Genomic DNA, 20,738 nt, shown 5'->3' on the forward strand with positions numbered 1-20,738 from the left:
TTAAAAACCGATATTCAAGCCTACCGTGTACGATTTCGCATTGGGGTAACTTCCATAATCAAGCCCCAGATTGGTGTTGCTGTTGGTGTTTCCGTCCGATGAATAATTCACCTCCGGGTCAAACCCTTTGTATTTGGTGAAAGTCAGTATGTTCTGGGCACTGGCATATATTCTCAGTTTGCTGATCTTCAGTTTATCCAAGACCGGTTTTGGAATGTTGTAACCCACGGCAAGGTTTTTAAGTCTCACAAAACTACCGTCATAGATCCAGCGGGTAGACACCCGGCGCGTACGCCCTGCCAGTGCTTTGGGTACATCGGTATTGGTGTTGGTCGGCGACCAGCGGTTCAATGCTTCGGTGGTGGCATTGTTGATCCCCGATAGCAGGTTCAGCTCCATCAGCGTATAGCTCAGCATGTCATTGCCCTGGGATGCCTGGAAAAATACATTGAGATCGAAACCCTTCCAGCTGAAATCGTTATTGAGCCCCCAGGTGAATTTGGGATGTGGATTGCCGATAATGGTACGGTCGTCGCTGTTCAGTGCGCCGTCGGGCTCTCCGGTCAACACGCCCGCTGCGTCTTTTTTACCATCAATATCCCTGAATTTTTCTCCGCCGGCAGCCACTTCGAACCCGCCTCCTGGTATAAAACTGTCGCCTTCCTGGTACACACCATCATAGATCCAGCCATAAAAACTCCCCACGGGGTACCCTTCTCGCAATATTTGGGTTTGGCCCAATCCCACCAGGTGCCCCGGTCCCGAACCGTATAAAATGTCGGTTCCGGCAGGCAATTTCAATACCTTGTTTCTGTTGATGGATAAATTAAGATCCGTATTCCACTTGAATTCTCCTACGAGGTTACGTGTGTTAAACGTGATCTCGAAACCCTTGTTTTCCACAGAGCCAATGTTCTGCAGCTGATTGGTATAACCCGAATATTGGGGTAACTGTACGCTGAAGAGCAGGTCTTTGGTGACCCTCCGGTAATAATCCAGCACCACGTTCAGGCGATTGTTGAACAGACTTACATCCGTACCAATATCAAATTGCTCGGTAGTTTCCCAGGTAAGGTCATCGTTGGCAATGGTGGTAGGCCTCACGGCATTCACCGGAACCCCGTTTATGATGGTAAACACATTGGAGAACCGCGCCATGGTCTGGTAAGGTTCAATGGCCTGGTTTCCAGTAAGGCCGTAGCTGGCCCGCCATTTCCATTGACTCACTGCACGAAAGTTCTCCATAAAGGGCTCGCTGGACATTTTCCACGCAAATGCCCCGGACGGGAACATGGCCCATTTATGATTTTTGCTAAAATTGGAAGAGCCGTCGCGGCGGATGTTACCCGTAAATAGGTATCGGTCTGCAAGGGAGTAGGTCACCCGTGCGTAGTACGATGCCAGCTGCCATTCGGTAAGTCCGGAGGTTGGGCTTTGCCAAACGGACGATCCGCCCAGGTTCCAGTAGGATACCGCATCTGTAATGAAGGACTGACCTGTACCGCCCCAGTTTTCACTGGATGAGGTCTGATAGGAATACCCGATCATAGCGGAGAGATCGCTTAATTTACCGATCTTCTTGTTGTAAGTCAGATAGTTCTCATTCAAAAGCAAAGTGCTTTTCGATCCGGTCACAGAAGCCCTGCCGCCTACTGCCCTCCCGTCATTCAGCGTGGTGGGCGTAAACTGCCCGTTTCTGCCGCTGTTGGTGGTGGCGCCCAATGTTGTACGGAATTTGAGACCATCGAAAATATCATATTCTGCATAGAGGTTTGCCTGTATGCGGTCGCTGAGGCTCTCGTTGACGAGCTGAGTGGCAATCGCATAGGGGTTGTCGATCGGATCATTGAGCCGGGCCACGGTAAATTTACCGGTGGCATCCTGTATAGGCTGATCGGGTTCAAACTTAAAGGCTGCTGAGGTTACACCTGGTGTAAGTCCCCCGGATCCTTCCTGTGTTCTCGACTGCTCCCGGGAGACCCGCTGGGCGAACAAGTTCAGCCCGATTTTCAACCGCTTTGCTGCCTGAATGTCAATATTACTGGTAATCGAGTAGCGTTTGTATCCCGAATTGAGAATTACACCCTTCTGGTCATAGACCGCTCCTGAAACATAGTATTTCACGGCATCACTTCCACCTGCAATTGATAGCTGGTGGTTTTGAATGCCCCCTTTTCTGAATATCTGGTCTTGCCAGTCGGTATCGGCTCCCTGCGATACAACGTTCGGGCGCGCTTCTTTAACGTAGGTCAGAAATTGTTCAGCGTTGAGCAAATCTAACCGGTTGATTTCTTTCTGACTGGAGAATGAAGTGTTGAGGTCAATTTTTGGTTTTCCCGAAACCCCTTTTTTGGTGGTAACCATGATTACCCCATTGGCTCCCCGTGATCCGTAGATCGCCGTCGCCGAAGCATCTTTCAGGATTTCGATGGATTCAATATCTTCCGGAGGAGGTAATGCCCCGCCTACGAATCCGTCCACTACATAGATCGGATCACTGCTCGCATTGATGGAGCTTCCACCGCGAATCCTTACCTTGAAGGATGAGCCCGGTTCCCCGTTATTGGCCTGTATCTGCACACCGGCCGCCCGTCCCTGTAGTGCCTGTATGGTGCCTAATGCCGGATACGCGGTAAGATCCTGTGCCTTTACAGATGATACGGATCCGGTGATATCACTTTTCTTTACCGTTCCATAACCTACCACCAAAACTTCTTCCAGCGATTTCAAATCGGTTTTCAGGCGAATGTTGATCTCGGTAAGGTTCCCCACTTTGGTCTCCTGAGGTTCGTAGCCCACAAAACTGAATACCAGCGTTGCATTGGCGTCCGGGACACTAAGCGAAAAATCTCCTTTTGCATCCGTAGCCGTACCAATCTGAGTGCCTTTCACCAGTATGTTTACACCGGGCAGTGGCTCTTTGTTTTCAGCATCAGTGACTTTGCCCCTAATGGTAATATCGGCCGGAACAGCAATGGTTGTCTCCAGGGAAGCATCCAGATTACCCGGGTCTGTCGGTGCAGGCACCGGGCTGATCACGATGTTTTTGCCTGTCACTTCGTAGCGGAGGCCAAGCGGTAGCAAAAAATCGTCAAGTACCTTTGAAAGTGGCTCATTGGCTGTGTTGAGGGAGACTCTGCGTCCTGACTGGATCAGTTTAGAACTGAAAATAAAACGAACCCCAATTTGTCTCTCAATCACCTGGAGTATTTTTTTAACTTCCTGTTTTTGAGCCTGCACGCTAACCTTTTTGCTTAACAATTCTTGTGCGCGCACGTCAAAAGCTGTTGCTGTTCCCATAAACCACAGGGCGATGACCAGTTGGGCGAGACTTATTCGCATAAGAATTAGCAGTTTACGGTGGAACTGTACCGGTATTTTCATAGTTTTGAACAGTTTTTGTTAATTGTGATTATTGGCATAAACTCCCCTCCATTTCGTTTTGAAATGTATTGGTCGGTAAAACCTAAGGGGTTATTCAGAGCCGGTAATGTTCGAGCATTACCGGTCTCATTTTCTTATCAACGCTTCTATTTGCAACCTTCTCCTTCAATAATTACCCGACCGTCGATAAGCTCATAATGAGCGCCTACTGCTTTGCAGGCAAGGTCAAGTTTTTCATAGAGAGAAAGGTCCGTCAGGTTGGCGGTGATTGGACATCCGTCCATAACGTTTTTGTCATAAATGATATCTACTCGGTAAGCTTTTTGGATTTCTGAAAACACATTGGAAACGGGTACTTCATCAAACTCAAACTGGAAAGTTGTTCCGTTCTCTGTAATGAGTTCGGGCTGGGCGATAAGACTTTTGGTTATTCTGACCGATTCTCTTACCACTACAATCTGTTGATTGGGCTCGATTACTACCCCTTTCAATTCTTTCTCGCTTAGTTTTTTGTCCAGTGTAGGGTCGCTGCGGGTAAATACGGCTACTCTTCCCGTTTTTACCGTCACTGAAACCTCCTTCTCATTTTGATAGGAACGCACGTAAAAACTGGTCCCGAGTACCTTTGTTACCACTTCATTGGCATACACATAAAAAGGCCTGGACGGTAATTTGGCAATAGAAAAAAATGCCTCTCCGGATAAATACAGTTCTCTTTTTTGGCTATTGAAATGTTCAGGATAGCTGATTTTACTTCCGGGATCCAGCGTCACTTCACTGCCATCTTCAAGCAATATTGGAATGGGTTTATCCGTCGTGTTTAATTTTTCAATAAGTTGTTCATCAGTACTCGTGACCAGTTCCTCATAATCGACCAATCTGGCTTCCTTGCGGCTCATAATGCCCCAGGCCAGGCCGCAAAGCAGTAGGAGCGACGCTGCATAACGTAGCCAGCTTTGCTGAAAAAAAGGCGTGTGTGCGGTGATTTCCACGAGCGGTTCGGTGGTGCGAAGTTTCGCTATGATATTCCGGATGGCAGCTCGTTTTTCGAAAGCAGACAGCTCCGTGCTCTCTACACCTATGGCCCTGACAATTTCTTTTGCTCTATTGATGAGGGCTATTTTATCCGGATATTGACTCATCCAGTGTTGCCATTTTGCTTCGTCCTCTCTGGTGGGGCGAAGTACCCAGCTGCGAAACTGGTCATCCCACACAAAGTCTTCGAGAGTAAAATTTTGGTAACGATCCATGTCAAAATGTTATCATTCAAATACCATTAGACCGGCACCTGATTCAGATACTGTATTTTTTAGATTTTTTTTAAAACTTTTTTTTGAAAGTCTATTAGGCGCAGTGTATGGAAAGAATAATGGAAATAACCGTCTTCCATTGTGATTTCAATACTTTGAATGCAGTCTGAAGTAAATTGGATACCGACTGAGGGTGGATGTCCATGACTGACGCAATCTCTTCCCGGTCGAGGTCATTGAAAAACCTCAGATAGACAGCCTCTTTCTGTCTTTTAGGAAGCTCGTTTAGAAGATGGGTCATTTGGGCCGTGGTCTGCTGGTCCTGCTCCGATTCAATGAAGCGATATTCCGCACTGAACTCTACACGGAAATCTACCCCCTTTAATTCAAAATCATCCACTGCCACCAGGCGATTACGCTGTGCCAGGCGGTGCAGCCTTCGCCGTAGCGAAGCAAGCAGGTAGGCTTTGGGAGGAATGTTTACATTCAGACATGCTCGTTTTTCCCAGATTTCTAAAAACACATCCTGTATGGAGTCTTTGATGAGCTCTTTGTCCCGGCTGAACTTACAGCCATATTGAAAAAGCATGTCATAAGTGCGTGCAATTAGTTTTTCAAAGGATGCCACATCTCCCAAAGGCAATACCTGCCAGAGCCTGGTATCTTCATCATCGGAGAGATTGGCGAGGAGATTCATTTTTAGTGTTACCGATGCCAGGAGTATAAGCTGGCTGATATTTGATTTAAAACTTACTGTTGCCAATAATAAGTATGAAAGTAGCGAAATTTATCTTTCCTGGTTGATAAAATTTATTGAGAAGAGGCTATTTTCGAATTTTTCGATCCGTAATCAGCGACAAGATAATCATCGATGAGCCTAGCAGTTTTAGTGTGAAACCCTCCCGGAAGACCGTTAAATAAATCTCCAAGGCTTGATGACATTCAACCTGTTAACTTTGTGAACCAAAAAGAAATTTACTCAGTTTCCGGTGAGGAATGCGCTTTCCTATAACTTATAAGTCAGGATGTTTTACGTTTTTGTCGTTGATGATGCGGGCAACGCGGTTGCGGAGGTAGAGGAGGATGACTATGAATCCTTTATCATCAAATGCTACAATTTTCGGGAACATGAAAGCCTTGATAAGCTGCATGTGTTTCATATTCAGCCCAATGGCAACCGTATTCGCCTTTCCAGCGCAACCCTTGAAGAAATGATTGAAACCTGGCTGAATCCCGATTTCATGTTTACTTTGGGTTATCCCTTGTCACACTAGGCAAATCCTATATATTTCATCCATACTCAACTCTGCATATGAAGTATTGATTGAGATGGTGCTGTGGAAAGTCACGGAGATATTTCCTTTTAATTGAAGCAGCAGTCGTTTTTTGAACATAAATGGTGTTCATATTCTGGTATGGCACTGTTTTTGTGACCCAAACCCTGTACATACAACACAGCTAACGGCTAACAGCCATTGGCTTTTAGCCAATTAAACTATGAAATCACTCACAAAAGAAGGTCAGCAGGCATTGAATGCCATAGCTGCTAAATATGATGTTAAAGTAGAAAGTGCGGAGCGTTTGGTGAAGGCCATTATTCAAGGCAATGGTTCCATGGCCCAGTTCAACATCCCCGAGCTGGGCGGGAGCGGGCAATGGATGAAAGGCGGAATGACCATGGTCGGAGACATGTTTAACCATGCTCTAAAAGCCAAAGTGGATAACCTTTGCACGGAATTGTCCGAGATAGCATCTACGAAACTGATTTTTGAAGATCACGAAGATGGTATGGTGGCCATGAATAGTCACTCTTCCTCCTGGCCCGCTGATTTCGGTAGCCCAACTTCCAGTGGAGCACAAAATAATTTCAAGTATGCTTATTTCGAACCGGCGAAGCGGCTTGTGATCGATGATCGTGGTGTACGGAAAATTTACGACACCAAACATCATCGAATCTCGGGCGTGTCGCAGCAACAAGGTAGCACCAGATCCTATCAGTTTACGAGTCAGGAAGGGCCGGTAGATGTGGATAGCCTTTCTGTAATTTCCGATCCGGAAGAGCATATGCAGCAGACCCCGGCGATGCCTTATGATGTGGCACACGGATCAGTTTCTCCGGTGGAGAATCAGCCACAGAGTCCGGAAGACATTATTATTGCTACCATAGGTAAAATCAACTTGCTTTTTGAAAGAGGCCAGATAACAGAGCAGGAATTTAAGACTAAAAAGCAAGAGTTACTGGCTAAACTGTAACTTCAACCACGATGATACCGGGTAATTAAAAAGACCAGAGCTTGCATTGTCGCAGCTCTGGCCTTCGTTGTATCCGAATTATCGAAATTTACCAATAAAATGGGCCGGAAAATCCCGGCCCATTTCGCTTTATTGGTTTTTAGTATTATAGTTTATTCACAACCTGATGGGCATCTCTGTATTTTTTGATCAGGTCGTGTGAATCATGAAGCGAAGATTTTTGACTTGTAATGATCTGACGAAGATCGGCCGGCAGCTCAGCATCTGATGCCAGCGCGTCGTCATAGGCCTCTTGTGCGGCATCCTCCCCGTATTCGCAGCTCTCAAGGATCGACTCACGGTCGTGTCCGGTAAAGGTTGCTTTAATATCCATCCACACTCGGTAGATCTTACCAGAACCCGTAGTGCCAGTGGCAACTTCCCCACCCAAAGCAGCTACTTCACTGCTCAGCTGAGTTACATTTTCCCTACTTTCATTGGCCATGTTTTGAAAGATTCCTTTCAGGTCAAGGTCAATATCACTGACCTCGGCGATAGCCTTTTCGTAACCATCTATCCGGTCATTATTAATTCGGATCAAATCGTTTAATACTTCTACTGCATTTTCATTGGTTTCCATAGCATTCAGTTTTTAATGTTGAAAGTTCAAACAGTAACGAGTAGTATACTAAAACTTTCGTGCCATTTTTAAAGAGTCCTTTTACGGCGTTTGGATGAAAATATTATAAAAGAAGTGTTGCAGTTTTTGCCCTGAATGCTGACAAAAGAAGATTAATTACCACCGTATATCCGCATGCAACTGTTAGCGGTATGTAAAGCTGAATTTTTTATCTAGTCGTTAAAATGAGTAGCCCATTTTCACTCCACCCCAGCTGTGCTTTTCGCCGCTTTTGAATTCCTTGGAAACGAATGTCTGGCTATATTCCAGATAGATTTTCCAGAAATTCGCCACCACACCAAAACCGTTCTGAAATGTCAAACGGTTTAGCTGATTGGCCTGTAAGGTGTATGGATTATTTTTGTTGAATACACCTCCCTGCAATGTGGCATCATAGCCAACTAACCCGCCTAACGGCTGATAATAGGCATAAAGCTGAAAGGTTTTAGCATTTTTTTTGGCGGATTTACCAAAAACAGAATCAAATTTACCGGCCTTCATCACCACCCCTGCCTGAGCGCGATCGGAAAGCGTTCCAAGGTTTGCCCGCACGAGTGAATACAAAGAAAATAAATTGGCGGCATTGAGGAGTTCTTTTTCGTGGCTCACTTCGTAATTAATAACCAGGTCGTTACCTATCTGATATTGCCAGCCATGAGGCACCACGTCACCCGACCATCGATGGATGGTGGCTTGCATTCGTCCTGCGAATGCCACGGGCCCGATCATTCCGGTACTTAGCGTGGAGGCCAGTCTTTCCCTTCGTTCAGAATTTACAGATATTGCAAAGGACTTGAGCATGATGATTCCAGCAAAGGGCCTGTCACCATACAGGATCTGGTCGCTGCGAATACTGGTTGGCGTAAAGCCATAATGTTCAAATGCAAGACCATACTTTTGTCCCTCCTTCAACTGAAGCAGTAGTTTTGTCACAGGGTTTTTTCTGAAAATTGGAGCAGCAATTTCCAGTTGATATCCCTGCGTATAGTAATAATCAGTTTTTCGAAAAAAATCGTTGTCGTAGTGAAAACGAATGTAGTTGTCGTCTGCTACGCTTCGAAATGAAGCGGTATTGTCTATCCGCTGACCGAAGGTAATCAGCGTAAATAAATAAAGAAAAGAGAAAACGGTAGCCTTAAGCCAGTATTTGAGCATGATGCCAGATATACGTTCAAGGCCGCCCCACAGATTCATTGCAACCCCTATGCTGGTCGTGCAAGCAGTGTTTTGACCAGCTGTTCTTCCGCGGAGAGGTTCTCCATCCCCGGAACTTCACGGGCAGCGAGACGCTGTATTCTATTGTTTTCATAAGCCCTGAAAACGGCGGGATGTACATAATATTTGCGGCATACGGTGCGCGTGTTTCCAAGATGTGCCGCCACTACGTCCAGGCAAGAATTAATGGTTCTGGTAAGTTGCCTTTTGGTTGCGTATTTTTCCTGATTGCTCAGATAGCCAAATGCCGTCACTGTGCCCATCCAGGTTCTGAAATCTTTTGTTGAAAAGCTGGATTCGGTATTCTCCCGGATGTATTGATTCACCTGATTCGCGGTTAAAGCACAGCGGCAACCTGCCTCATTCGTGTATTGAAAAAGCCTTTTGCCAGGCATTTCCTTACACTGAGTGAGGAGTCGGGCAATTTGCTGATCTTTGAGCGTGATGTCCTGCTTAACAGCCTTTTTTCCAGTGAATTTGAACCTTACGGTTTTTCCTTTAATGCTGACACATCTGGCATCAAGGGTAGTAATTCCCGACGATCCGTGTTTGGATTTATAGATTTCGTTACCCACCCGAATGCAAGTTTTGTCCATAATCCGGATCACCAGGGCAGTCACTTTCTGCAAATCAAATGCAGGTCTGCGCAGGTCAAGTGCCACTTTCTCACGTAGTTTAGGTAGGGATTCGGAAAAAGTCAAAAGTCGGTAATATTTGCTCTGGTTGCGTACCAGGTTCCAGTGCGGGTGGTAGCGGTATTGCTTCCGACCCGCTTCGTCGATACCCGTTGCCTGCAGGTGGCTATCCGGGTCTTCGCTGATCCAGACTTCTTTCCAGGCAGGTGGCAGAACAAGCGCCTTAATTCTTTGAATGGCTTCTTTGTCGGCACAACGGATTCCCAGTTTATTGGTATAATAAAATCTGGGAGCCTTTCCCTTTCTTAAATAACCGGGTGCGTCTGCGGCGATAATATAGCGTAAGCCCGCTGCTGCCGCTGTAAGGGCAGGGTCTTTATGTAGTTTTTTAAATTGCCTTGCTGAAATTACCGGCACTTCCGGCATGATTGCTGAGGTCTCCATGTGCGTTGATTCAGTTGAATGTGATCACATGATTACTAAATGAGTGCCAGTGACTTCATTTACCCGGAAGACTGGAGCGAATGCTTTCCGCTGCCTGATTGTGAGCAATTTAGTATTTTGAATACGAACTTTTTGAGGGCAAGACTGTGCGGAATGAAGTCCTCAATTTGTTATCCACAGCGCGAGCGGTATCAGGTAACAGGCAGAAAGATACTGAAAATAGAACCTTCACCAGGCGTGGAGCTTGCAACGATCGTCCCCTTGTGGTTTTCTACTATTTTTCTACAAATTGCCAGGCCTATGCCTGTGCCGGGATAGGTACTTTGTGGGTGCAGTCGTTGAAAAACGTCAAAAATTCTACTGTAAAACGCTTCCTCGAATCCGATACCGTTGTCGGTAAAATCAATTTTATAATAGGATCGTTCAGGAGAAAGGTTGGTGAGGGGGGAATCTGAGCCATGGATCTCAGAGGTGGAGATATGAATATGAGGGGTACTGCCTTTTTTGATGAATTTAAGAGAATTTCCTATCAGGTTCACAAAGAGCTGGCTAAGCTGGAAGGGAATAGCCAGCATCACAGGTAACGGATCGTATGTAACCTGGGCATTACTTTCACTAATGAGCTCCTGAAGATCTACCAAAACATCCTTTAATACTTGTTCGAGATCGGTCTCGACAAATATTTTTTCCATATTTCCCGCTTTGGAGTAATTCAGAATATCCTCGATAAGGCGTTGCATGCGATTTGCCGCAAAGCTCATCCTTTCCACCGAATTTTTGACATTGTCCGAAATTTCCGAATCGAGTATCTTAGAAGCAAAAATCTGGATCTTTCTCAGCGGTTCTTTCAGGTCGTGTGTGCTGATCCAGTTCAGGTTAGCCAGTTCATTGTTAGCTGCTTTCAGATCCTCGTTCAAGGAGCGGTATTTTTCTTCCTGACGCCGAACCTCCTGAAAATTAATATGTTTTTGCAAAGCGTGCGCAAAGCTTGATGCACCATTTATTTCCGATTTGCGCCATTCCTTACTCTTGTTTTTGACTTCCTCCATCCATAATTCAAATGATTTTCGGGGAGTGAGACGATGGCCGTCGGGATCTTTACCCACTGCCTTATGCGGATTGCCTGCCCAGTTTACGGTTTGGACAACTTCAGGCCGGAGCCACATAATGGCGCTGTGGGAGGAAAGTGAATAATACAGCAGGCCTGACGCATATTTTGCCAATGGCTCTGCATGAGGATAGATTTCCGAAAGTCCGGAGGTAGCCAGCGGGCTATTTCCATAATTACTTTTTAACCAATCATGGAGTTGGATAATAGGGCCGTCTGCCGGAACATTGCCATTCCTGAAAACTGTACCGTCATGAATAATCACCGCCCCTTCGGCATTGGCTACTTGCAGGAGCAGCGGCGACTTGTACAAGTCTTCCAAGGGGTTTTCATCGTCTTCCAGCAGAGATAACAGGTCTTGAAGGGCGCTATCGGTGTTTTGAGCAACCGCGAATTCTTCGGCGACTTCGCGTACCCCTATTTGGGATACCAGGAAGTGGCCCTGGAGCAAAGCGGATAAGCGTGTATAATGCGGCAACACTTTCGGGGAATAGTGGTGACAGGCAATCAGTCCCCAAAGTTTCTGATCTTTCAGAAGGGATATGGTCAGCGTGGCCCCCACGCCCATATTTTTAAGGTACTCAATATGAATGGGCGATACGCTCCTTAGCAACGACAGGCTAAGATCCAGGGATTGATTATTACGTTTACCGTGCCCGTCCAGCGTAAGTAAAGGAACCGGTTCATAGCTTACATCGGCAATCATGCGCATGGGGTTCCTGGTATAGAGTTCCCTGGCTTGCGCTGGAATATCGGTATGCGGGTATTTTTGATTGGCGAAAGAATCGAGGTCTTCCCGTTTGCATTCGGCTATAACCTCGCCATTATACTCCTTGTCAAAATGATAGATCATGACCCGGTCGTAACCGGTAATAGCTCTTGTCTCTACGGCGATTTCCTGGCAAAGTTCCACCATTTTGACAGTTCGTTCCAATATAGAAACAAAATTTTTGGTCTGCTTGTAAAGATCGGGTACATCCTGGGATCCATCGGGAAATGGTTCGAATTCGAGTAGGAGCAGGTTGCCGCTTTGATGAACCGTGGTGTTATAAAAACTTTGTTCGGTAGAAAACACAAACGGTTTTGCATCATCAAAATCTCCCCTGTGGATGTAACTTTTAAAGTTTTCGGCCTGATCGCCAGTAAACAAGGTTGCTAGATTTTTGCCTAGTATATCGGAGGGAGGTGTCTGGATGAAATCAGTACAATTGGCACTGCAGAACTCGATCATGTGACTGTCCAGGGTAACAGCCAAAAGGAATCCGTAGGGCTGAATGGAGCCTGGCACGTGAATAGGCTCACTTTCACAATTGGTAAGACTGATCAGGTCCCGGTTGACAATATCTTTAATTTTCTCCATCATCACCATTATTCGCTGTGGTCATTTTACCTTCAATCAGCGTAAATGCCTCATTTGCCGCATCTATGATACGCTTTTCTATCCGTCCCTCTGTGGCCAGCGTACTGAGCGTCGATGTAAAAGTAGTCCACATGATACCTGTGTTTGCGCCGTATCCGGCAAAATAGGAAGCTCCTGAGGTGTGATCCAGCCCCAGCGTTTCGTGTACATGTTTATACAGTATCCTGCCTCCAAGCGTGGAACCTTCCAGCACATACATGAGACCGAGCGCTTCGGGCATTTCTGCAAACCGTAAGTCAGTAGCCGGTATTGTTTCTAACTGATCAGAAGGGTAACCGGTTGAGAGAAGATCATTAGCAATAAGATGAGACTTTTTTCTCGCATCCAGGTCAGAGACCACAGGATGTAGCAAAGGGAAAAGGTCTATCTCAAACGTTTTTATCAGACTATAAAGTGCTACCAGATAATATTGATACTGAGCTACGGTAACCTTTCCACTCAAAATAGCCCTGGATGCTGGCTTGTCTTCCAGTGCAGCGTGGTTATCCGAAGTTTGGTTTTTTAGTTCGTTGAGAAATTTTTTTTGTTGCGTTGAGAGATGCATAACTGCATTTTATGGGTTATTTGTGATTATCGTTTCTTATCAGAAAATTGTCCCAAACCGGCTTTGAAATGAAGTCTGATATTTTTACAATACAGTTCTGTATCATCTTGGTTAAACTCGAAAAACTGGTAGGTTTCTGAATATACAGATTAGCGCCAGCCTGATAGGCAGATTCCAGCAAATTGTCGGCAACAGACGTCGAGAGAATGATAACCGGGGTTTCCTTAAACTTGTCCTCACTCCTTATCTCCGTCAGGCATTCCAATCCGTTTTTGATGGGCATGTTCATGTCCAGAAAAATAATATCCGGGGCCGTTTCTGCTGCCATCAGTTTTTTCATTAATTCCGTGCCATTGTCGGCCGTAGTCAGCTCTGCCTCATACGGGATCTGCCCGAGAGCTTCCCTGAAAAGAAAAGTGTCATCTTCGTCGTCGTCAGCAAGGAGTATTTGCAGCGGTTGTGGGTGATTCATTGGAAATTGTAATCTATCGGGTCAGAAGGCCAGCGTTTCTGAGAAATTGAATCGAATTATATTAGATCAGCAAATATGTTGATTTTACTTCAAACCACATATGCAAACCTTGTGGTTTTGTGAGCCGAAATGGTATAACGAGTTTTCCGGACGCATTAATCAATTAATTTCTCAAAAATCATGCCTCTACAGGTCGGGTCTCCTACAGATTCAGGAAAAGAACGAATGTATTGAACGGACTTTGGTCGGGGACAGATATGGTACACTGGCATGCTTTTTGAGACATACCCTCAAATATTTCTAAAAATAATCGCAATAAAAATGAAAAAGATAATAATGAGTGCATGTCTGGTAGCCAGTATGATGACGTTTACCGCGTGCAACAGCAATAAGTCTGAGGACAGTACGGAGATGGCTGAGGAACAAAACGAAGCAAAGCTGGATGGCGCTATTGCCGAAGACGACAGTGAATTTGCAGTCGCTGCCGCAGATGGCGGCATGATGGAAGTCAAGCTGGGAGAACTTGCTCAGGCCAACGGAATGTCCCAAACTGTAAAGGACTTTGGAAAAACGATGGCCGAGGATCATGGAAAAGCTGGTCAGGAATTACAAGGACTTGCCCAGACAAAAAACATCACCTTGCCCATGTCATTGAGTGAAGAAAAACAAAAGGAATATGACGATATGGCCAAGAAAAAGGGGAAAGATTTCGATAAAGCGTATGCCTCCTATATGGTGGATGATCATGAAGAGGACATAAAGGAGTTTGAGAAAGCAGCGAAGGATTGCAAAGACCCTGATCTTAAATCTTGGGCAGAAGGTAAAGTGCCTACTTTACAGCATCATTTGGAAATGGCCAAGGCAATGAAAGATGCTACTAAATAATAATTGGCTCGGTTAAGTTACGCGGGGTTATTATAATTTATGTGAACGGAGGGATACTTTTCTCTCCGTTTTTTCTTTGGTGTCTTTCGAATCATATTGGGCTTTGCTTGGGAGAACAATCCGCAAAAGTTGGTAATAATGGTATAAACCTGTTACTTTGTCTACTAATATTATAGAGTAATAGTATTTTATTCAAAACATTTGCTTTTGCATGCTCAACCGCCCATTTACATGATGACATCTTTCTCCATTCGAAGGTTTCTTACTTTTTACACACTCGCTTGCTTGCTTCTGGGCTGTTTGTACCCGGTTTTCGCACAGGAGTCGAGACCGAATATCATTTTTATATTTTCCGACGATCATGCTTACCAGGCAATAGGAGCCTATGGCAATAAAATAGCGAAAACCCCAAATATTGACCGCTTAGCCCGTGAGGGTGCCATTCTGACCAATAATTTGGTAACCAATTCCATTTGTGGCCCCAGCCGGGCAACTTTACTTACAGGAAAGTATAGCCACATGAATGGTTACAGGAATAATGACAGAACCCGATTTGACACTACTCAGACTTTATTTTCGAAAGAACTGAGGAAAAGTGGGTACCAAACGGCCTGGGTCGGGAAAATGCACCTCAACAGCTTGCCTGCCGGATTTGATTATTGGAACGTTTTGCCTGACCAGGGATTTTATTACAATCCCCAATTTATCAGTCAGCCTAATGATACAACGAAGTACACCGGTTATGTATCGGATTTGATCACTAAGTTTTCCACGGATTTTATTGAAAAGCGGGATATTTCAAAGCCTTTCTTTCTGATCGTTGGTCACAAAGCTACTCACCGGGAGTGGATGCCCGATTTACAGGATCTGGGCGCTTACGACCACATCAATTTTCCCTTGCCTGCTACATTTTACGATGATTACAAAGGAAGAGAGGCAGCACTTAAACAGGATATGAGTATTGATAAAACGATGCGCCTTAAATTGGACCTCAAGGTCGGGGTCGATTACGACAAAGACTATCTTTATAAAAGGTTAAATCCTGAGCAAAGAAAAGTGTTTAAAGGCTATTATGACAAGATTACTAAGGATTATGAAGATCAAAAACGCACTGGTAAGGCTTTGGTGGAGTGGAAATATCAGCGGTATATGAAAGATTATCTGGCTACTGCCAATTCCCTGGACCGTAACATTGGTAAGTTGCTCGATTATCTTGATCAGAAAGGGCTTGCCAAAAATACTGTGGTAATTTATGCTTCCGATCAGGGTTTTTATCTGGGTGAGCATGGCTGGTTCGACAAGCGGTTTATTTATGAAGAATCGCTGAAAACGCCTTTCGTCATCCGTTATCCTGGTGTGGTGAAACCCGGTACCAAAGTGAGCGACCTGATCGCAAACATAGACTGGGCGCCAACGATTTTGAATATAGCACGGGCGAAAATACCCTCGGATATCCAGGGAAAGTCATTTCTGCCGTTGCTGAAATCGCCACGTGAGGCCAAGGTTCCATGGCGGAAAGAGGCTTATTATCACTACTACGAGTTCCCAGAGCCACACCATGTACATCCTCATTTTGGAGTGCGCACTTCCCGGTACAAGCTTGCGTATTTTTATGGCGGTATCTCTTCCTGGGAGCTTTATGATTTGGAAACAGACCCAACTGAAATTTCTAATATTTATGGCAAGGCGGGCACCGCAACCATTACGGCCGACCTGCGTAAAAAACTGGAATCTTTGATGGTTCAGTATAAGGATGAGGAAGCAATAAAGATATTCACTGCAGCAAAAAAGTAATTGAGAAGGAGAATCAGCCTATGAGATGTATGAGTAAAACGGCTATGCTATGGATTGCAGTGGTGCTAGTGACGCTTGGCCTGGTGGCCTGTGAGAGCAAAAGGACGGCAGAGCAAAAAACAGCAGACAGTCTGGCCAAATGTATAGCGGATGGAATGCCGTCGCGGGCGTCTGCAATCCTGCAAGCGCAAACCGTTACCGCCGCCGGCCGAAACGATAGCACCGGAATGGTGTGGATCGCTGGGGGCAAATTTTTAATGGGATCAGATGATTTTCCAGATTCCAGGCCTATGCACCAGGTAACGGTGGATGGGTTTTATATGGATGAACACGAAGTGACCAACGCGGAATTTGCCCTATTTGTAGCAGCTACAAAATACAAAACCGTGGCGGAGCGGCCACTCAATCCGGCCGACTTTCCCGGTGTACCGGCCGACAAGCTTGTACCTGGATCGGCGGTGTTCACACCTACGCCTTCCAAAGTTTCGCTGGATAACCCTTTACAATGGTGGAACTATACGCCGGGCGCTAACTGGGCAAATCCGGAAGGCGCGGGTAGTTCGATCAAAGGACGGGAAAATCAGCCTGTTGTTCACGTGTCTTTTGAGGACGCCTCTGCCTATGCAAAGTGGGCCGGTAAACGATTGCCTACCGAGGCAGAGTGGGAATATGCAGCCCAGGGAGGGAAAGGAAATCATACGTTTTACTGGGGCGATCAGTTAAAGCCCGGGAACAAATGGGTTGCCAATATTTATCAGGGCAGCTTTCCCGATAAAAATTTGAAGGAAGATGGCTTCATCGGTGCGGCGCCCGTGAAAACTTTTCCCGCCAATGGCTACGGATTGTATGATATGGATGGCAACGTATGGGAATGGTGTCTGGATATGTACCGGCCCGACTACTATCAGGTAAGCCCGGCTAAAAACCCGAAAGGCCCCTCGGATAGTTACGACCCGGATGAGCCTGGTGCCGTGAAACACGTTCAGCGCGGAGGCTCTTTTCTTTGCAGTGACGAATACTGTATTCGTTACAAAGCGGGTAGCCGTGGAAAAGGAGAAAAAACCAGTGGCAGCAATAATCTCGGATTTAGGTGTGTGAAGGATGGTAGGAAAACAAATTAATATTAAATTATCAACAAATTTCAATTGAATGACCAGGCGTTTTTTGACAGTTCCCGGACTGGCCAGCTCGGGGCCAAATCATTGGCAAACGATTTGGGAGATGCAATCTCCGACCCTTTTCACCAGAGTCCAGCAGGTCAACTGGGACTGGCCGGTTAAAGATGAATGGGTGGGGAAACTAGAGGAGGACATCAGGAAATTAAAGGAACCTACTGTACTGATTGCGCATAGCCTGGGTTGCATCACCGTCGCACATTGGGCCCGGGAGTATTCGTCTCCTATGATTAAAGGGGCTTTGCTCGTGGCGCCGGCAGATGCGGAACTGTCTAAAAGACTGGCCTTTGTGGTGGGATTCAGGCCGATTCCCTCCATGCGGTTTTCGTTCAAAAGCATTGTGGTGGCGAGTACCAATGACATGTATGCGGAACTGGAAAGGTCTAGAAAATTTGCGAATGACTGGGGCAGCGAGTTTATCAATGTAGGAAACCAAGGGCACATCAATGCGGTGTCGGGCTTGGGTGATTGGCCTCAGGGAAAAGCCATTTTGAAAACACTTGAAGCGCTTGACTAGGGACATAGTACGAGCAGGTAACTTCATCGGAATCAATAGTTGCTTTACGCTATTTGACGCGCACACAATTTATATGAATTAATATCTGTTTATCTTAGTGGAAATCTTATTCAAACCAAAATGAAACAATGACTATGAAAAAAGTATTTGGATTCTTGTTAGCAGGAGTAATGATGAATGCAGCTGTTATGGCTTATGGCCCTGGCTCAACCGCCAAAGACAAAACATTGCCAGTAGATGCCAAAAGCAGTAAATTGGTATGGGGTGCCAAAAAAGTAACGGGGACACACGCAGGAAATATTCCTTTGACAAGTGGCTCACTCGTTGTGGATGGAGATAAGTTGAAAGGTGGCAGTTTTGTATTTGATGTGAAAAATCTTACGGTAACTGACGTAAAAGACGCCGAGATGAACGGTAAACTTACGGGTCACCTCAAAAGCCCTGATTTTTTCTCGGTGGAATCGCATCCTGAGGCTAAGTTTGTGATCACATCAGCAACGCCTAAAGGTGCGGGTGCTTATGATGTAAGTGGCAAACTGACCATTAAAGGAATCACCAACGAAGTGAAATTCCCGGCTACTGTGAAGTCTGACGGTAAAAAAATGACCGCTGACGCTAAGATTGTCGTGGACAGAACCAAATACGACATCAAGTTCCGCTCTACGAACTTTTTCGAAAACCTGGGTGACAAAGCCATTGACAACGATTTTACCTTGGAGGTAAGCCTGGTTGCTAATAAATAAGCCATAAGCGAATTGCCATTGGCTTTTAGCTCAATCCTGCCTGATTTAGATATCGGGCAGGATTTTTGTTTTATATTATTTTTTATTCGAAAAGTGCCAGACTTGAAGCATGAAGTCTTTAAATAACATATCTTTAAACCTTATCACATAAAACCAAACGCACCTATGAGGTACGCTGTCATCAACTTATTAGCAATTGTATTTTATTTTTCCGGTTTCATCCAGGCACAGGATAATCCGTTACCCGACTGGGCGCTGGGAGGCTTTGTGCGGCCTGCTGGTGTAAATCCGGTAATCGCTCCCGACAGCACGACGCGGTTTATGGATCCTATGAATAAAAAACTGGTGGATTGGGAGTCCAATGACACATTTAACCCTGCCGCAATCATTAAAGATAGTAAAATTGTGGTCCTGTATCGTGCGGAAGATAAGGCTGGGCGGGCCATCGGTAAACGTACATCCAGAATAGGTTATGCAACAAGTACGGACGGTGTTACCTTCACAAGAAGAAAAACGCCGGTGCTGTTCCCTGCGGAAGATGGTCAAAAGGAAAATGAATGGCCTGGTGGATGTGAAGATCCCAGGGTAGCCGTCACAGAAGACGGGCTATATGTGATTTTTTACACCCAATGGAATCAGGATAAAGCGAGAGTCGGCGTGGCAACGTCCAGGGATCTGATCAACTGGAAAAAACACGGGCCGGCATTTAAGAAGGCTTACAACGGAAAATTCAACGAAATATGGTCAAAGTCCGCTTCCATCCTGACCAAATTGAAGGGCGATAAGCTTGTGATTACCCAAGTCAATGGGAAATACTGGCTTTATTTCGGAGAAGCTAATGTCAATGTGGCAACTTCCACAGATCTCATCAACTGGGAACCGGTGGTAGATAAAGAGGTGAATCTGGTCAATTTAATTTCACCCAGAAAAGGGTTTTTTGACAGCAATCTCACCGAATGTGGCCCTCCGGCATTGCTGACCGAAAAGGGTATCGTGCTTTTATACAATGGAAAAAACGATAAAGGAGCTGACGGAGACAGGCGGTTTACGCCAAACAGTTACTGCGCCGGTCAGGTGTTGTTCGATAAGAATGACCCAACGAAAGTTTTGGCCCGGATGGACGTGCCATTCTTCAGACCCATGGAAGCATTCGAAAAAAGTGGGCAGTATGTGGCTGGAACCGTGTTTTTGGAAGGGTTGGTCTATTTTAAGAAGAAATGGCTACTTTACTATGGTTGCGCTGATTCGCGGGTTGGAGTTGCGGTATACGATCCGAAGGCTAAAACTATGGGCGATCCGTTGCCTTCAGAAAGCAGGTAGCCGACAGTTTTATTCGATACAATAATTTGAAGATTCGCTCAGAATCAGAAAGAAATATGCGACTGGAATGGGAGCTGAACAGGGTGTCAGCAAGGATTTTCCGGGTTCGACGTGTTGCGCATTTGTTTTAATTCCATATTTTTTATTGATCCTTCAATCTAAATCCAATAGTACCGGCGTATGTCATGGAAATTAAATCAAACTTTTATTTCCAATGAAAATCAAAAACACGCTATTGGCATTTGCATTATTCGCTTCCTTCGGAGCATTTGCACAAAAAGAAAAAACGGTAATGGTTGGCGGAGCAGCCATGTATCCATCCAAAAACATTATTGAAAACGCAGTTAATTCCAAAGATCACACCACTTTGGTGGCAGCTGTCAAAGCGGCCGGGTTGGTGGAAACACTTTCAGGTAAGGGTCCTTTCACCGTATTCGCACCTGTCAACGCGGCCTTTGCTGCCCTGCCAGCCGGAACTGTGGATAATTTGTTGAAGCCTGAAAACAAGGGCACGCTCACCAGTGTGCTTACCTACCATGTGATTCCAGGTAAAGTGGATTCAAAAGCGGTGATGAAAATGATCAAAGATGGCGGCGGTAAAACGATGGCAAAAACCGTGCAAGGTGAGGAATTGACTTTTTCGATGAAAGGCAAGAACCTCATTGTTACGGACTCAAAAGGTAATATGGGCATGGTTACAACCAAAGATGTGTACCAGTCAAATGGCGTGATACATGTCATCGACAAAGTTTTGATGCCATAAGGTGAAGACTAGTTAAGGATTGATGATAGTGTTAACTCAGCGGGGTGGTCTCATGGACTTCCCCGCTCTTGTGTTTATTGAACCCGAAATGAATATAAAGTCACGTTCAAAGATGGACGATGATGCTGGCCGGCCACCAGGTATGGTTTCTGGAATTT

Annotated in this window: 18 protein-coding genes; 9 read left to right on the forward strand and 9 right to left on the reverse strand. The window is 45.5% G+C overall.

The genetic code is table 11. The features are described from left to right. The 3 genes from DYADSP32_RS23445 to DYADSP32_RS23455 all read right to left on the reverse strand — a co-directional run bounded on the left by DYADSP32_RS23445 (position 1) and on the right by DYADSP32_RS23455 (position 5,331). Positions 1-3,342 carry a TonB-dependent receptor gene (locus tag DYADSP32_RS23445; RefSeq protein WP_149240489.1) on the reverse strand — a complete coding sequence of 1,114 codons (3,342 nt, stop codon included), beginning with the start codon at positions 3,340-3,342 and terminating at the stop codon, positions 1-3. 188 nt (positions 3,343-3,530) lie between these two features. Next, positions 3,531-4,634 carry a FecR family protein gene (locus DYADSP32_RS23450; protein ID WP_149240488.1) on the reverse strand — a complete coding sequence of 368 codons (1,104 nt, stop codon included), beginning with the start codon at positions 4,632-4,634 and terminating at the stop codon, positions 3,531-3,533. A gap of 94 nt (positions 4,635-4,728) precedes the next feature. Then, on the reverse strand, positions 4,729-5,331 hold the full coding sequence (locus tag DYADSP32_RS23455) for a sigma-70 family RNA polymerase sigma factor (protein ID WP_149240487.1): 603 nt from the start codon (positions 5,329-5,331) through the stop codon (positions 4,729-4,731). A 328-nt stretch (positions 5,332-5,659) separates the two neighbouring features. Between DYADSP32_RS23455 and DYADSP32_RS23460 the strand changes: the two genes are divergently transcribed. Together DYADSP32_RS23460 and DYADSP32_RS23465 are read left to right on the forward strand one after the other, a co-directional pair. Then, positions 5,660-5,908 (forward strand): hypothetical protein, encoded by a 249-nt coding sequence (locus DYADSP32_RS23460; protein WP_149240486.1) that lies wholly within the window; start codon positions 5,660-5,662, stop codon positions 5,906-5,908. 223 nt (positions 5,909-6,131) lie between these two features. Continuing rightward, positions 6,132-6,887 (forward strand): SHOCT domain-containing protein, encoded by a 756-nt coding sequence (locus tag DYADSP32_RS23465; RefSeq protein ID WP_149240485.1) that lies wholly within the window; start codon positions 6,132-6,134, stop codon positions 6,885-6,887. A 145-nt stretch (positions 6,888-7,032) separates the two neighbouring features. Here DYADSP32_RS23465 and DYADSP32_RS23470 read toward each other — a convergent pair whose 3' ends face one another. The 6 genes from DYADSP32_RS23470 to DYADSP32_RS23495 form a co-directional block, all read right to left on the reverse strand. Continuing rightward, positions 7,033-7,506: a ferritin-like domain-containing protein gene (locus DYADSP32_RS23470; RefSeq protein WP_149240484.1), complete on the reverse strand. Its 474-nt coding sequence runs from the start codon at positions 7,504-7,506 to the stop codon at positions 7,033-7,035. A gap of 219 nt (positions 7,507-7,725) precedes the next feature. Then, the gene (locus DYADSP32_RS23475) at positions 7,726-8,700 is read right to left on the reverse strand and encodes a lipid A deacylase LpxR family protein (protein ID WP_149240483.1); all 975 of its coding nucleotides are present in this window, start codon (positions 8,698-8,700) and stop codon (positions 7,726-7,728) included. A gap of 47 nt (positions 8,701-8,747) precedes the next feature. Next, positions 8,748-9,839 (reverse strand): DNA topoisomerase IB, encoded by a 1,092-nt coding sequence (locus tag DYADSP32_RS23480; protein ID WP_149240482.1) that lies wholly within the window; start codon positions 9,837-9,839, stop codon positions 8,748-8,750. A 191-nt stretch (positions 9,840-10,030) separates the two neighbouring features. After that, entirely contained in the window at positions 10,031-12,310 is a 2,280-nt protein-coding gene (locus DYADSP32_RS23485) for an ATP-binding protein (RefSeq protein ID WP_414618000.1), read from the reverse strand. Further along, on the reverse strand, positions 12,294-12,911 hold the full coding sequence (locus DYADSP32_RS23490) for a biliverdin-producing heme oxygenase (RefSeq protein WP_149240481.1): 618 nt from the start codon (positions 12,909-12,911) through the stop codon (positions 12,294-12,296). The genes DYADSP32_RS23485 and DYADSP32_RS23490 overlap by 17 nt, the downstream gene beginning before the upstream one ends. Positions 12,912-12,927: 16 nt before the next feature. Continuing rightward, positions 12,928-13,383 (reverse strand): response regulator, encoded by a 456-nt coding sequence (locus tag DYADSP32_RS23495; RefSeq protein WP_149240480.1) that lies wholly within the window; start codon positions 13,381-13,383, stop codon positions 12,928-12,930. 321 nt (positions 13,384-13,704) lie between these two features. Between DYADSP32_RS23495 and DYADSP32_RS23500 the strand changes: the two genes are divergently transcribed. The 7 genes from DYADSP32_RS23500 (at position 13,705) to DYADSP32_RS23530 (ending at position 20,580) form a co-directional block, all read left to right on the forward strand. Beyond that, positions 13,705-14,268, forward strand: coding sequence for a DUF4142 domain-containing protein (locus DYADSP32_RS23500; protein ID WP_149240479.1), 564 nt, complete (start codon positions 13,705-13,707; stop codon positions 14,266-14,268). A 231-nt stretch (positions 14,269-14,499) separates the two neighbouring features. Beyond that, positions 14,500-16,062 (forward strand): sulfatase, encoded by a 1,563-nt coding sequence (locus tag DYADSP32_RS23505; protein ID WP_414618001.1) that lies wholly within the window; start codon positions 14,500-14,502, stop codon positions 16,060-16,062. Between the two features lie 29 nt (positions 16,063-16,091). Then, the gene (locus DYADSP32_RS23510; RefSeq protein WP_414618002.1) at positions 16,092-17,183 is read left to right on the forward strand and encodes a formylglycine-generating enzyme family protein; all 1,092 of its coding nucleotides are present in this window, start codon (positions 16,092-16,094) and stop codon (positions 17,181-17,183) included. Positions 17,184-17,211: 28 nt separating this feature from the next. Next, a complete protein-coding gene (locus DYADSP32_RS23515) occupies positions 17,212-17,754 on the forward strand; it encodes an alpha/beta hydrolase (RefSeq protein WP_149240478.1) in 543 nt (180 codons plus the stop codon). Between the two features lie 134 nt (positions 17,755-17,888). Next, on the forward strand, positions 17,889-18,497 hold the full coding sequence (locus DYADSP32_RS23520; RefSeq protein ID WP_149240477.1) for a YceI family protein: 609 nt from the start codon (positions 17,889-17,891) through the stop codon (positions 18,495-18,497). Positions 18,498-18,662: 165 nt separating this feature from the next. Beyond that, a complete protein-coding gene (locus DYADSP32_RS23525; protein ID WP_149240476.1) occupies positions 18,663-19,817 on the forward strand; it encodes a glycoside hydrolase family 130 protein in 1,155 nt (384 codons plus the stop codon). 214 nt (positions 19,818-20,031) lie between these two features. After that, complete coding sequence (locus tag DYADSP32_RS23530) at positions 20,032-20,580, forward strand: fasciclin domain-containing protein (RefSeq protein ID WP_149240475.1); 549 nt, start codon at positions 20,032-20,034, stop codon at positions 20,578-20,580. Positions 20,581-20,738: the final 158 nt, after the last annotated feature.

It is taken from the genome of Dyadobacter sp. 32 (genome assembly GCF_902506755.1).
Classification (GTDB): Bacteria; Bacteroidota; Bacteroidia; order Cytophagales; family Spirosomataceae; genus Dyadobacter.